General features: G+C 46.8%; 12 protein-coding genes. 3 read left to right on the plus strand and 9 right to left on the minus strand.

The window, feature by feature from the left end; all coding sequences use genetic code 11:
* Positions 1 to 410 precede the first annotated feature (410 nt).
* The gene (locus CAG69_RS17810) at positions 411 to 2645 is read left to right on the plus strand and encodes a hypothetical protein (RefSeq protein WP_161445459.1); all 2235 of its coding nucleotides are present in this window, start codon (positions 411 to 413) and stop codon (positions 2643 to 2645) included.
* Between the two features lie 141 nt (positions 2646 to 2786).
* Complete coding sequence (locus CAG69_RS17815; RefSeq protein ID WP_161445461.1) at positions 2787 to 3782, plus strand: ABC transporter substrate-binding protein; 996 nt, start codon at positions 2787 to 2789, stop codon at positions 3780 to 3782.
* Between the two features lie 82 nt (positions 3783 to 3864).
* Here the strand turns inward: CAG69_RS17815 and CAG69_RS17820 are convergent, their stop codons facing one another.
* From CAG69_RS17820 to CAG69_RS17850, 7 genes are all read right to left on the minus strand, one after another.
* Entirely contained in the window at positions 3865 to 4242 is a 378-nt protein-coding gene (locus tag CAG69_RS17820) for a nuclear transport factor 2 family protein (RefSeq protein WP_031777276.1), read from the minus strand.
* Positions 4243 to 4386: 144 nt separating this feature from the next.
* The gene (locus tag CAG69_RS17825) at positions 4387 to 5118 is read right to left on the minus strand and encodes a DUF3726 domain-containing protein (RefSeq protein ID WP_104972710.1); all 732 of its coding nucleotides are present in this window, start codon (positions 5116 to 5118) and stop codon (positions 4387 to 4389) included.
* A complete protein-coding gene (locus CAG69_RS17830; RefSeq protein WP_161445463.1) occupies positions 5115 to 6851 on the minus strand; it encodes a hypothetical protein in 1737 nt (578 codons plus the stop codon). Before CAG69_RS17830 ends, CAG69_RS17825 begins: the two co-directional genes overlap by 4 nt.
* Positions 6852 to 6952: 101 nt before the next feature.
* Entirely contained in the window at positions 6953 to 8554 is a 1602-nt protein-coding gene (locus tag CAG69_RS17835; RefSeq protein ID WP_069488315.1) for a BCCT family transporter, read from the minus strand.
* A gap of 109 nt (positions 8555 to 8663) precedes the next feature.
* A complete protein-coding gene (locus CAG69_RS17840; RefSeq protein ID WP_005390958.1) occupies positions 8664 to 9653 on the minus strand; it encodes a membrane dipeptidase in 990 nt (329 codons plus the stop codon).
* Positions 9654 to 9722: 69 nt separating this feature from the next.
* On the minus strand, positions 9723 to 11183 hold the full coding sequence (locus CAG69_RS17845; RefSeq protein ID WP_053349978.1) for an aldehyde dehydrogenase family protein: 1461 nt from the start codon (positions 11181 to 11183) through the stop codon (positions 9723 to 9725).
* Between the two features lie 72 nt (positions 11184 to 11255).
* Positions 11256 to 11654 carry a RidA family protein gene (locus CAG69_RS17850; protein WP_005375789.1) on the minus strand — a complete coding sequence of 133 codons (399 nt, stop codon included), beginning with the start codon at positions 11652 to 11654 and terminating at the stop codon, positions 11256 to 11258.
* Positions 11655 to 11809: 155 nt separating this feature from the next.
* On the opposite strand from CAG69_RS17850, the gene CAG69_RS17855 reads away from it, so the two are divergent.
* Positions 11810 to 12700: a LysR family transcriptional regulator gene (locus tag CAG69_RS17855; RefSeq protein ID WP_161445466.1), complete on the plus strand. Its 891-nt coding sequence runs from the start codon at positions 11810 to 11812 to the stop codon at positions 12698 to 12700.
* 79 nt (positions 12701 to 12779) lie between these two features.
* Here CAG69_RS17855 and CAG69_RS17860 read toward each other — a convergent pair whose 3' ends face one another.
* Positions 12780 to 13886, minus strand: coding sequence for an NADH:flavin oxidoreductase (locus CAG69_RS17860; protein WP_161445467.1), 1107 nt, complete (start codon positions 13884 to 13886; stop codon positions 12780 to 12782).
* A gap of 217 nt (positions 13887 to 14103) precedes the next feature.
* A partial coding sequence (locus CAG69_RS22595) for a hypothetical protein (protein WP_237668093.1) occupies positions 14104 to 14316 on the minus strand: 213 nt, incomplete at its 5' end.

The raw sequence follows: 14316 nt of genomic DNA on the forward strand, positions 1-14316 counted from the left end.
AATTGTCACTTGGTATTTATATTACTCAACTGGACTTTTTATGCAATAAAAATGTATAAAAATTTAATTTGTTAATTTTTTGTATGATCAGCAACCACCAAGACAGAGTATCTGACTGGTTTGAAGAGTTAGTTTTAACTGAATTTGTTGAAGAAAATCCAACAACATGGTGACGACCGAAACAAGGTTAAAATGGTGGTTATTTTTGTGCTGACGTGTAGAGGAAGTTTTGAGTCTATGAGGATGATCTATTCCAAGTACACCCGCTCATTTTTGCACAGCATCCCCTGTTAGCTTTCCTGTAAAGTCCTCTATGGCAGGGTCCTGATTACGACTTCGCGAATGGACTATAATTTCTCTTTGTATCTGACTCTTAATTTGAGTCATCTAAGTATTAATGGGATAACTCCATGTTGAAGTCGCATTGTTTTTCTCTCGTTACACTCATTTCTTTGAGCTTGCTTTCTGTACCCAACGTTTGGAGTAGAACAGCAATCGTGTTACCTGGGTTGCATGAACAGGGTATTGATCTTCAAGATAAGCCTATCTCTGCTGCCGCTGCACTTGAATGGGAGTTGGATAATGCCTATATCGTGTTTGGAGCTTACGAAAATAAGAGTGATAACGAGCGTGTAAAAGCGCTTGGTTACATGTACAACCAAAAGCTGGAACTTAACTCAGGTTGGCTGGAAAACGATATACGTAACCAAGCAGAAATAAATAACATCGATTATGAGGACTTTTTTCTTCATTTTTCGGAAGACACTGTCCTAGCTGAAGTCGACTCAAGCCATGGCGAGAATACTCTGCTCAATCGAAAACCGATGATTGTTGGTTATACGGCTAGTGCTGACCACGCCGGTTTTTGGCTATATCAACCACCGCCATGGGATGCTGATGTATTCGGTCAGGCGAATAATGGTGGTGCCCTCTATGTTTATCACTCAGAGAAGTTCGACCGCTTAACCCTTACGTTTTCCCAGTTTGCTCAAGGTGGCAACTTCATAATTGAATACCCTTCTGCCATCGATTCATTCGGTCTGGTAACAGAATGGAAAAACTTCGCAATTAAAAAAGACAAGACGGAGAACATGACTAAAAACCAAACGGTAAACTGGTCTGTTCCTTCGGATTGGGTTCGCGCTACGACACACGATGGTAGCGGACAAACCTATGGTGGCGGTCAGTATTTTGGGTCCACTTTTTTACGCGACGGCGGCCGCCTTTACGTTGCGAAAATTACTTGGCATGACGACAACATAGAAAACCGCCCACGCCTCGAAAACATTCAACTCAAAGATAGCTTCCCTGTCGTCAATGTCTCAGGAGCACCAACGGAGACACCTGAAGGACAAACTATTCAGCGCTGGCGACAAATCCGAGGTTTTGACAAATCAGCTGATCGAAACCAAGATAATTATCTTTCTTGGCAAGAGTTCAAGAGCCGCTCAAATAAGAATGCAACCGCACGATTTCGTTGGGAGTCACGCGTTGTTCCATTTGGTCGCATGTGGAATCAAACCTCTTCTTGGGCATTGACCAATCTCGGCAATCCCGATTTTGCCAATACAATGCGCCACTATTATCAAGCTGAATGGGCAAAACAAGGTTTAAACGGTGCGTACAACGACGATACGAATAAGTTACTCGGAGAAAATCAGTTCTACGTTTATTCCGGTGGTACGGTGGATGAGCTTGGTTTGGTGGCGGGAAGCCAAGCCGCTGATGATGCATACAAAGCGCAATTCTCGGCGTTCTTAAACAAATTGGCGACGCTGGATGCGGATGCGTTAATTGGCCTCAACATAGGCACGGCCAACTTATTCGGTCGTAACGGCCAAAACCACTTGGTTGATGCTGGCTCCTTGTACTTGCGAGAGCACTACCTTTTCCCTTCCACTGGCTTTAGTGGCTATGCTGGCTTGGCTAAGTTTTGGGATAACTCTGCTCTCGCCAAAGTTGGTCAGAACGTGATTTATCAAGCAACAACGCGTTATGGTCGCGTCCAATACTTTGGTAACACAGAAAACAATTGGAAGCAGGACCAATATTCTGCACTAGTAGTGTTCTACTTAAACTATCACCCTGAGCGCAGTTACTTTAGTCAGTGGAATAATGGCTACCTATATGGAAGCAATAACACCACCGTTAACAACTTCTGGAAGGCAGGCGTACCAAAGAATATTGCTTATCAACCTAGCACCTTGCTTGCCATCGATTTAGGTACACCAGCCAATCAAATCCCAGATGGGTATCAGGCGACTCCGCTAATGATGTCCACCAGCACGCCCTATTCCGCCGATTACACGGTGATTGGAGATGCTTCTATGAGCAAAGTGGCTCATCCTGACTTGCCTAATGGCGCTATCGATTTGTTACCAACCCATACGTACTTTGCGTATCGCTCAGACGATACGGTAGTGATGCATGGCCCTACGGAGATGGTGTTAGCCCGCGAATTCACCAAAGGCCGAGTGCTGTATCGGACTGATTTCTTTGGCAAGAATATCGATTATTTCTCCTCACCGAAGATAACTATCGCACTTCCAGAGCCTATGCGACCTGTAGATCAGGACGGTAACATCGGCGACTATGTTTCTCACATTGAGATCGGCGGCTACGAAGGGGTGTTCTTGCTGTATTAACTCCCTTTCAACCACTCTCACTAAACGCTTCATAAATCGCCGTTTTTATGCTTAACGTCACTGAAAAAACCTTGTTCACTGAATCTTTGTAAACCGATGTATATACTGAAGTAAATGACAACGACAAGGAAATTCAGTCACATGAAGACGACACCTTCAATGCTCTCTGTTCTGCTGCTATCAGCATTATCAACTCATGCAAATGCGGATGAATGTGGAAAAATAACCATCGCGGATATGAATTGGAATTCGGCCACCTTAATGGCGCACATCGACCAATTTGTCTTAAATGAAGGCTACCAGTGCGATGCGGAATTGATCCCTGGTGATAGCGTTCCTACAGGCACCTCTATGATTGAAAAGGGGCAGCCTGACGTTGCGCCAGAGTTATGGACAAACGGTATTAAAGAAGCACTTGATAAAGGGATTGCGGATAAGCGCTTGCGCATCGCTGGTGAGTCGCTTGTCAATGGCGGTGAAGAAGGCTTTTGGGTTCCCGCCTATCTGGTAAAACAGTATCCAGAGCTCGCGACGATAGAAGGCGTCATCAAGCACGCCAAACTATTTGAACACCCAGAGGATGATGACAAGTTCGCGTTCTATAGCTGCCCTGCTGGTTGGACATGCCAAATCACCTCCGGTCACTTGTTTAATGCATTAGGGTTAAGTGAGCACGGCTTTGAGATGGTTGACCCAGGCTCTGGCGCAGCATTAGCTGGCACCATCGCCAAAGCCTATGATCGCAAAATGCCTTGGTTTGGTTACTACTGGTCACCAACCCCCGTATTGGGCAAGTATGATATGGTCAAAGTGGATTTTGGTAGCGGAACAGATTTGGAAGAGTATCGCAACTGTACCACCCAGCCTGATTGTACTTCTCCCAAAGTAACAATGTACCCACCTTCTCCAGTTCGCACAGTAACAACTGAGGCGTTTGCGAGCAAAGAACCCCAAGCATTCGCGTACTTGCAGAAACGCGGATTTACCAACGAGCAAATGAGTGAAATGCTGGCCTGGATGGAAGATAACTACGCGGATGGTGAAGAAGCGATGTTTTACTTCTTTAATACCTACCCTGACTTATGGAAAGGTTGGGTATCTGAAGACGTCGCGGTGAGAATCGAAAAAGCGCTTTGATGATTAATGCTTAGAGTGCTACAAATCGTTTAACCTCCCATACCGTTTGAATAAACGGCATGGGAGACTCGTCAACGATTCGTTAATACATGGTGTGACCATTCAATGTTTCTTTAGGAATCTCTTGCAGAGCGTCCCAATGTTCGACGATTTTCCCATTATGATCAAAACGAAAGAAATCCATCGTCACGTATTCAATATCATTAGGCCATGTTTGGTGAGTGTGTAGTGCCACCAAATTCCCTTCAGCAATGGCTCGCACAAACGTAATATCTTTATCGGGATACTCGTTTTGCATCCGCTCAAAATACTCGATAAAAGCCTCGGGGCCATTTCCAACTAATGGATTGTGCTGGATGTATTCATCGCCAACGTAGTCTTCAACCGCCTTTCTTGGGTTACCCCGATAGGCGGTTTCGTAAAACGCAATGGCATTTCTTTTATTCTCTTGCAGATCCATTTTTCTTCCCTATGTCGCTCTACTTGGTATTTAACGATAATCATAGCCTTAGAGCCTAAGAAGTGACCGAACATCGCGCACAAAAAAGGCCGCTAAACCGCAGCCTTCATCACTTGAAACTTGGAATCACTGTCCCTTCAGAGCTTAAACCACACCACCAGCGCCCTGCATGGAACGCTCACTGTTCTCCACTAGCAATGCGGTTGCGGTTTGTTTCAATGTTTCCCACTCTTGGTCTTCGACAAAAATACCATTTTGCCAAGAGGCTTGTTGCGTGTTGCTTAACTCATCGCCTTCAATGTGAATGGTGTATCCCTGTGCGCTTTTCTCGATATCGAAATCGTTCACAGAGAGTTCGATAACCATACTATGCAAATCCGTATCATGCCCATCAAACTGATCCGAGAAAAAGACTTCTGGCGCGATTCGTCCACGATTTAACACATAAAGCGTTCGTTTTGGACTAGAGCCATTGACCCATTGTGCACGGCACGCAATGCCTTTTGCAGAGAGCTTCAACAACTCACTAAAACCTAGCCAACGGTTATGGCACTGCTTCAACGTGATAGTAATCGACTTACTGTTAATCATTTTCTCAAGTGCGAAATCCAACACGGCGGGTAAGTGGCACGCCACACTGCCATTGTGCAAATCCATCTCGATACTCGCTGACGTGCTGTTGGTCACCGATACGGCGCAGTCCGAATCTAACCCAAGAAACAGGCTGGCGTTATTAAAGTGACGCACCCCGTGCAAGCCAACCATTTGCAAGTCCGCCACCATGTTCGCAATGACATCCGCCTCACCACAGTGACGGCGCATGCCAAGAAATGCCTTATTAACCGCGGCCACCAATTCGTTGTGAGAGACGATCATAATGCAAATCCTCCGTTGATTTTTTGATTGTCACTTTGCGCAATTTCTTCTCGTTCCGGCATGCTCGGGAAAATCCATGTGTCCGCCAGTTTAGGATCGTGAATTTCATCTAACAGCGGCGCACCTTGGAAGAAAGTTACTCGAACCCAACGATCCGAGCGCGGATCAAACTTAGTCGCACCAAAGATCGCCAACTTACAGCGCAATAAGTGCATTGGCAGTGCATCTTGGCGTAGCACGTTCATTTGAATATCACCCATTGCTCGGTTGCCTAACGTCCATACGCGACGTGTGATCGAACGGTAAGTCGGATTTTGCAACAGAAACTCTGCTACGGACATTTCTTCATCACAACCAAGCAAAGCGTGGTACAAGCGATTCACTTGTCTGCCGATATCAAGCGGCAGCTCTTTTTCTTCTCCTGCTTCCTCCCCACGAACACCAAGCCTTGGCTCTTCTTTGTCTTGTGAGCGATACCAGAACCAGTAGTTGTTCTCGGCTAGTGAGTAATCTGCATCAATCGCCCAGCGGTATTTGTTTTGCAACACTTCCAGTAAATCTTGGATCTTTTTCCCGCCCGGAATCGATAGCGTTTCATCCGTATTCATTTGGCTGGCAAATTCGTCCACCAAAGATGGGTAGAGTTCGATCAAGCAAGAGGTGAGGATTTCTTGGGCTTCCACACTCATTGTTTTCTTTTGCTCGACCAAACTCGCCCAGTTCGGATGTGATGCCATTAACGTTGTTAGCTCCGATAGCAGTTGTTTGATGTCTGCTGTCGCTTGATGATTGAGCCTGTCTTGATGTTCATTGATGGTGATGACTTGCTCTAGATGACGCTGTGCTTTTTGCAGCAATCCTTGCAAAGGAGCATGGAATGAAGCTTCACACGGCATGGCAAAGACTCGCGCTACCGCACGCTCGCGAGAGGTCATCCATTGGTCAACGATGCACGGGTGATTAATCAAGTATGGAGCCATGCCTAAGCCAGTAGCATTTCCGACACCAAGGTAGCGCTGCAAGCCACGGTGCAATGCCACCGCGTTGTCGCGACCTTGCTGAAGTGCTAGGTAGTGCACCCAATCCAAGCTGAATTCACGCAACATATATACTGCGCACATTTGCGCACTAAAAGACTGGCTGAAATCTGAGTTGTTCTCTAGCAGTTTGAAATCGGCGATGCCAAACTTGCCGTTCCCATAAACAGCTGTGGTACGCAGGATATAACCCACTTCCGCTAACTCTTTCGGCTCAGGCTGCTCGCCTTGAGAAAGCGCGCTAACAATGTGCTCAAACACGCGCACACTTTTATTTGCGCGAGCAAGAACAAGTACGTTGTTTGGATTACGTCCCGCTTCTTGCAGCGGTACATTTGCTCGCAATCTTTCCAACAAAGTAACATCAACATCACCTTGAACCAGTGCAAATGTGACGTCCCACTTTTCAGCAATGACGCGGTCATTACGCTCGTCATCAGCAATTTCATCACAGAACACCACCAAATGATAAACGTGCTCTGGCGTGGTCAACTTGTAAATAACGTGACCATAACCACGCGGACAAAGTTGCCACTCATGCTTGGTTACTTGCCAATTTTGGCTTGCCATATTACGAATCAGACTACGAACAAAGCTGATTCGGTTTTGGTGCATTGCGCCAAGCCTTTCGGCTGCCATGACAATCGCTGCGTCGCGCATAGTTGCTTCCGTATAAGTAGAACGATGTGCATCCATTTTGCTCACCACCTATTTGTTATTGTAAGAATACTAGGGTTTGTGCGGATGCAGGAGGAAAACACCCGCACAAGCTCCACGTTGTTTGAATTAGATAATTGTTATAGCCCTTGCTCTTTCGCCATTTTGATTGCGATTTGCGGTGCATTCCAAAGTGATGGCAACAGAATCAGCGAAACCGGAACCGCGGTAATGACAATGAAAGATTGCAGTGCAGAGATGCCTCCAGAGCCAAGAGAAATCAGAATCAGTGCCGTCACACCCATCATTACCCCCCAGAAGGTACGAATGATCGCATTCGGCTCCGTTTCACCACTGATCACGACACTGATGGTGTAGGTCATTGAGTCGCCAGTCGTGACGATGAAGATCGTGGTTAAAATCAGAAATAGAATTGAAGTCAGCATTGGCATTGGTAGTTGCTGAGTCACCGCAAGCAAAGCACCTGGCAAGTTAAAGCCTTCAAACGCCGCACTCACACTACCCGGTTCAGCCATTTCAAACGCTAGGCCAGAGCCGCCTACAATCGTGAACCAAAAACAGGTGGTGAGCGGAGCCACAATACTGATGGTTGAAATAACTTGGCGAATAGTGCGACCACGAGAAATACGCGCAATAAAGATTGCCATCATCGGACCATAACCAAGGAACCAGCCCCAGAAAAATACTGTCCACCAGCTTAGCCAACCTTCATCACCGCGGTAGGTCGCCATTGGGATGAAGTTATCCAGCATGCTCCCTACACCTTGAATGTATCCGTTAAAGATAAAATTCGTAGGGCCAAAAAACAGGATGTAAACCATCAATGCCATGGCCAGAATCACGTTGTAACGACTAAGCAGTTGCATGCCTCGACTCAATCCACTGAGCGCTGACAAGGTGTAAAGCGCAATCGCAAACAAAATGATAATAAGCTGAGTGGTAAAGCCATCAGGAATATCAAACAATGCATTTAACGCGTAGCTAACCTGCAAGCCCAGAAACCCAATTGGACCAATGGTGCCCGCGGCTACCGCGATAATGCAGCATGCGTCAATCAATGCACCGAGCTGGCCTTTAAGCGCTCGTTCGCCCAACACTGGATAAAGCAAAATACGGGGTTTTAGTGGCAAACCTTTGTCGTAATGCAGGTGCATCACCACGATGGAAGTTAAGCTACCTACAATCGCCCAAGCGAGAAAGCCCCAGTGCATAAAGGATTGCGACAACGCATTCACCGCGCCTTGCTGCGGGTTATCTTGCGCGCCGTACAGAGGTGGCGGGCTAACATAATGCGCGATAGGCTCAGCCGCGGCCCAGAAAACGCCACCACCAGCCAACAAGGTACAGAAAATAATCGCCATCCAGCGGAAAGAATCCATTTCTGGTTTAGCAATCCCGCCCAACATCACCTTGCCTGTTCGCCCTGCAGCCAAGCCAAGACCAATAAGAAAAGTGAGAAGCAGCAGTAACTGCCAGTAAGGACCAAACACCTGAACTGCCCAGCCAAAGCCGGCGTTAACGATCGTAGATAACAACTCGCCGTCATAAAGTGCAATAGCAACGAACAACGCGATAAAACCACCGCTATACCAAAAGGCCGGGTTATTCAGTCCCAATTTGTCCGTCGTGTTTTCTGTTGTTGATGTGTTGTGTGTTGCTTTTGACTTGCCCGATGACACGCTCATCGTGGAAGCTTTCATGCTATTGGTTAAATCAGACATACTCTGGCTCCAGAGGTTCTTTGCAGCTGCCAAAGACTGGCTACAAATGTGAGTTTTACGCCTGCCGTATTGTTGTTATGTAGGCAGGCGGTTCCTAATTTTGGGAGTACTATGAAATAGGCTCTAATCCTTCTTTGAGGAAGTTGAACCAGTTTTCACCCAATATTTTTCCTGCCTCAGATTCACTGAATCCGTGACGCATTAATCCGTTGTAGATGTTCTCCATCCCTGCACTGCCGCAGAACCATGGCAGCGCATCTGGCCATCCCGAGTTACTTGCCGAACCTTCGCCGTAATCCATCGCTTTTGACCAACGACCGTTGCGCATCCACTCCAACACTTGTTGCGGCTGGTTTAAGCACAAATCGCTACCGATACCTAAATGGTCAACGCCAAACATGTCTGCGGTTTTCGCAACCATCTGGCAGAAATCATCCAGCGTGCACTGGCTGCCATTTGGCAAATGGAACGGATATAAACTGAATCCAATCAAACCACCGCGCTCCGTCAGTGCTTTGATCACGGTGTTGGACTTGTTACGCAGTGCGTCATGCGCAAACGTCGGGTTGGCATGGCTGATACAAATTGGACGCGAAGAAAGATCGATGGCTTCCAACGTTGAACGCTCCGCGCTGTGGGACATATCAATGATCATCCCGACTCGGTTCATCTCTTCAATCGCTTGCTTACCAAAGCGAGTTACGCCGGAATCGTTTTGTTCGTAACAACCTGTCGCCAGTAAGCTTTGGTTGTTGTAGGTCAGTTGCATGATCAGCAGACCTTGGCGGCGCATCACTTCAATCAAGCCAATTTCATCATCAATCGGTGAGCAATTTTGCGCGCCGAAGAAGATGCCGACTTTGCCTTCTGCTTTGGCTTTTTCTACATCTGCCATTGAATAAATAGGCATGATGAGGTCCGCATTTTGCTCGAAGCGCAAGTTCCACTCAGCAAAACGCGTTAAGGTTTCGCGCGCAGTTTCGTGGTAGACGATGGTGGCATGAACGGCGGTAATGCCACTCGCCTTAAGCGTTTGGAAATACTCTCGATCCCAATTGCAGTACTGCAATCCGTCAATCACAATCCGTTGTTGGTACATAACCACTCCTTAAACAATTTCTTAGCCTTTTAGTTCGGGTAACTGACACCATCAGCTACCCTGCTGTTCTTAGTAAGGGCGCTGATAAGCGGTTTTCACCACGGTGTAGAACTCTTTGGCGTACTGACCTTGCTCACGAGGACCAAAGCTAGATTCTTTACGGCCACCAAATGGGACGTGATAATCTGTACCCGCGGTTGGCAAGTTAACCATGACGCAGCCCGTTTGGACTTGCTGTTTGAAGATCGCGCTATTGCGCAAGCTTTGCGTGATAATGCCGCCTGTCAGGCCAAAGCGCGTATCATTCGCGACTGCAATCGCCTCATCCAGATCAGAAACGCGAATCACGCTTGCCATTGGTGCAAAGACTTCTTCTTGGTTCACTTCCCAGCTGTTTTGTGTGTTCAAGAACAGGGTTGGTGACATGTAGTAACCGTCATGCTCTAGGCTCAGACGCTCACCACCGAAAGCCAGCTCTGCGCCTGCTTGGCGTGCGTTTTCAATCCACTCAAAGTTCGCATTCAGCTGGTTACCATCAACAACAGGGCCCATGAATACGCCCTCTTCCAGTGCGTGACCCACTTTAAGTTCGCTCATGCGTTTGATTAGCGCTTCAACATACGCGTCGTGAATTCCGTCCATAACCACAAGACGAGAAGACGCGGTACATTTTTGACCTGCACCCGAGAATGAGCCTGCGATTGTCGCTTCGACAGCAATTTGAATGTCTGCATCATCTGCCACTACGAGCGCGTTTTTACTGCCCATCTCTAGCTGACAACGCACAAAGTTTGGTGCCGTTGCCGCCGCTACTTTACGGCCTGTGTCCACAGAACCAGTGAAGCTAACGCCGTTCACATCTTTCGAATTGATAAGGGTATTACCAACTTGCGAACCGCTACCCAAAACGAGGTTAAACGTGCCAGCAGGTAAACCTTGGCGATGGATAATCTCAGTCAGTGCAACGGCACTTGCTGGAGTTAGGTTGGCAGGCTTCCAGACGACACTGTTGCCAAACGCAAGTGCTGGCGCAATTTTCCAAGCCGCTGTTGCTGTTGGGAAGTTCCAAGGAGAGATAATGGCGATAACGCCGACGGCTTCGCGAGTAACTTCAACGGAGACACCTGGACGGACGGAAGCAGCGTTATCGCCAATTTGACGCAGAACCTCAGCAGCAAAGTATTGAAAGAATTGGCCAGCACGGTAAATCTCACCTCGACCTTCAGCAAATGGCTTACCTTCTTCACGCGACAGCAAAGTGCCCAATTCGTCACATCGTGCAATGAGCTCATCACCAATCGCTTGCAGCACTGCTTGTTTGCGCTCGATTGGTGTTTTTTCCCACTCTGGCTGCGCTGATTTAGCCGCTTGAATCGCTTGCTCTACTTGAGACACACTCGCTTGTGCGAAATCGCCAATGTTTTCGCTGATATCAGAAGGGTTAATATTGGCGATGGTGTCCATGCCCGATTGCCATTCACCTGCTATATAGAGGGATTTTTCTGCTTGAACATTGTTAATAAAAGTCATGGTTCTTTCCTTGTTCTTCCGATTTGTGATGGCAAGCCACCCACTCACTGATCTCAATTATTCTTGTTGGATTTATTCTGGTTGGCTTGCCGACGCGTAGACGACAAACTCCACCAACATTTCTTCTCGTGCTAACCCTGCAACCACCATGGCGGCGCGATTTGGGTACGGCGCTTCAAAATATTCCGCGTACACTTGGTTAACGGTCTTTAAGTATTCTCTGTCGGTCACGTAAATCAGGACCTGCAATACAGAGTCCAAAGACTCCCCTGCACACTCCAGGGTGTGAATGAGATTGTTAAAGGTTTGACGTGTTTGTGCTTCGATGCCGCCTTCCACAACCGCGCCTGTGTCATCAATAGGAATTTGAGCCGTATACAGGGTTCCGTTGTTGACTATCGCCCATTCAAGCGGCGCTTTAGAAGCAAATAGACTGGTTTTTACTGGATGTTTTTTAGTAGGAGTATTCACGTGCCTTTCAACCTTTGTAACAGCTTTGTTTCAATATGGTTAAATGATGCACATTGACAGGCGATAAATCTAACGGTAAATTTTTTACAATTGATAAGTTAAACTTATCACCTCATTGAGAATAACGTAAATAAAGGGATTAAGAGGTATTAGGGATGAGTATTAAGCTTCAACAATTAATGCATTTTGTGATGGTAGTCGAGGAAGGTGGGTTTCGAGCCGCTTCACATCGTGCAAATCGATCTCAGGCGGCACTGTCAACATCGATAAAAGAGCTTGAAAAAATTCTAGGGCAAACGCTGTTTGAACCCGGAAACAAAACCAAATTGACCCCGTTTGGTGAAATTTGTCTGCCCAAAGTGGTTCAGTTTCTCAATATCTACAGTGCACTAGACAACGATCTCAAAGCAGCCGCTGCCGGACAGCAAGGGAGAGTGCGAATTGCGAGCGTTCCTTCTGTTGCAGCGAAGCTCATTCCTAGCGTGTTGGGCGCCTTTTGCGAACAGTATCCAAATGTAGAAGTAAGCTTGATAGACGATAATGCCGCTGGCGTCGAGGCTCGCTTACTCTCCGGTGAAGTCGACTTGGCGCTCGGTAACCCCTCTCACCTTGATGAGGGCGGCATTGACTTTACACCGCTGTTGTCCGACCCCATTGGCGTGGTGTGTTTAAAAGATAACCCTATTGCCAATCAAACAGAGGGAATCGAGTGGCAAACTTTGCTCGAACAACCTTTCATTCGCAACGGCACCTGTACGCTTCTCGATCCAACTCCAGCCAGAGCACTGAGTGAGCAAGCGCTCTATTCGGTCGAGAATATCACTTCGCTGTTTTCTGTCTTAGAGCTTGGGATTGGTGTCACGACCCTACCGAAGCTTGCTTTCCCAACCAATGAAACGCGCTTGGTTTGGATCCCGCTTATCGATCCACCGCTTGAAAGGCAAATTGGTATCTTTACGTTGACTGACCGCACGATCTCGCCTCAAGCAAAAGCGTTTCATGATCTTTGTGTGCATTATTTAAACTACCAAAAAGAAGATAAATAAAGGTTCGATTAACATGCGGACAATTAAAAGCCTCCATATTCAGAGTGGAGGCTAATTTGTATTTGTGTATCGCTTCGTTCTATTTTTTACGACGATTTCGGTTCTTATACACCACGCAAAAGTTACCACGTTTGGTTCGGCATTTTGAGCAACGCTCGCAATCCACTGGCGCTCGGTTACCCTCTTTCCAGCGCTTTATTAACTGAGGCTCAGCCAATAAAGGACGTGACACAGCGAAAAATTGGATATCTGTGTTTTCTGCAATTTTCTCAATCGCATCAATGTCACTCAATCCGCCGACAGTAATCACCGGTATGTTAACGTCCTGACTGATCACGTGCCCATATTCGTGAAAGTAACCTTCTTCTTGTAGTGTATAACCATCGAACGTTTCACCAACAAGCTCGTTTGCTTTGCCGTGAATATTGCCAGACACGATGATCGCATCAACGCCCACTTCTTCGAGTTTCTTACAAACGACGCGAGTTTCATCGAACGTTAAACCGCCGTCAAAGAATTCTGTCGCGGTAAGCTTCACAAGGATTGGGAAAGTATTCCCAACCAGCTTTCTGGTTTCAGAAAAAATTTCTAAAAGGAAACGCATGCGATTTTCTAAGCTACCACCGTATTCGTCTTCGCGACGATTATAGTACGGGCTTAAAAACTGGTTAATTAAGTAAGTGTGTGCCGCATGTATCTCTACGCCGTCAAAACCAGCGTCTTGAGCACGTTTACTCGCCAATGCGAATGCCTTTACGATGTAATCGATCTCGTCCTTAGTCATCGCTTTGCCTTGCGTATTCGTGCCACGCTCAGGCACGTCACTCGGAGCGAAGATGACACGCTCACCGATGTTGTAGGTGGTTTTGGTGCCACCGTAAGCAATTTGCATCACGATTTTAGAATCTTGTTGATGTACTAGCTCTGTTAGCTTTTTGTATTCTTCAATAAAAGAGTCGTTGTAGATCCCCATCATCCCAGCGTTGGGTTTCTCTTCTTCCACGATATTGGCATAACCCGTGACAATAAGCCCAACTTCCCCTTTCGCAAGCGTTTCGTAAATATCGTAAAGCTTTGCCGTCATGTGGCCATCTTCGGTCGCCATGTTCTCCCACGTTGCGCTGCGCACAAAACGGTTCTTTAGGGTCATGTTGCCAATGCGGGCTTCGGAAAACAAAATGCTCAAAACCAGTCCTCTTAATGTTGTCTTTATGGTTCTATCTTTTCCCAAGTAACCAAGAACAAAAAAGGAACAGCGATACACAACGTATGGCTGTTCCTTCTCTGAACCCGTGAGACCTGCAAACTACAGGCGCACCTTAATGCCTCGTGGGTGGCAAAACTTTAATCTGGATTAAGGTTTAGTAAGATAAGCTTGTAAGCAAAGCAACTCGGCCGATTTCTCAGTTTACCTTCACTCTACATTCTGGGGGTAAGATCTTCTCTTTTTCGAGTGAGACTTCACAATCCACAAGAACGCTTCCTCCCCCATGTAGATAAAAGTAATCAAGCACGAAAAATACTTTATTATCACGCTCTCCATACTCTTCTACAAACACGCCAGCACTCTGGTTGAAATCCAGTTTTTCATTATCTAGAGAAATGGAGGAAAGTCG

The organism is Vibrio sp. V43_P6S15P86, assembly GCF_009904725.1.
In the GTDB taxonomy this organism is placed as follows: Bacteria; Pseudomonadota; Gammaproteobacteria; order Enterobacterales; family Vibrionaceae; genus Vibrio; species Vibrio diabolicus.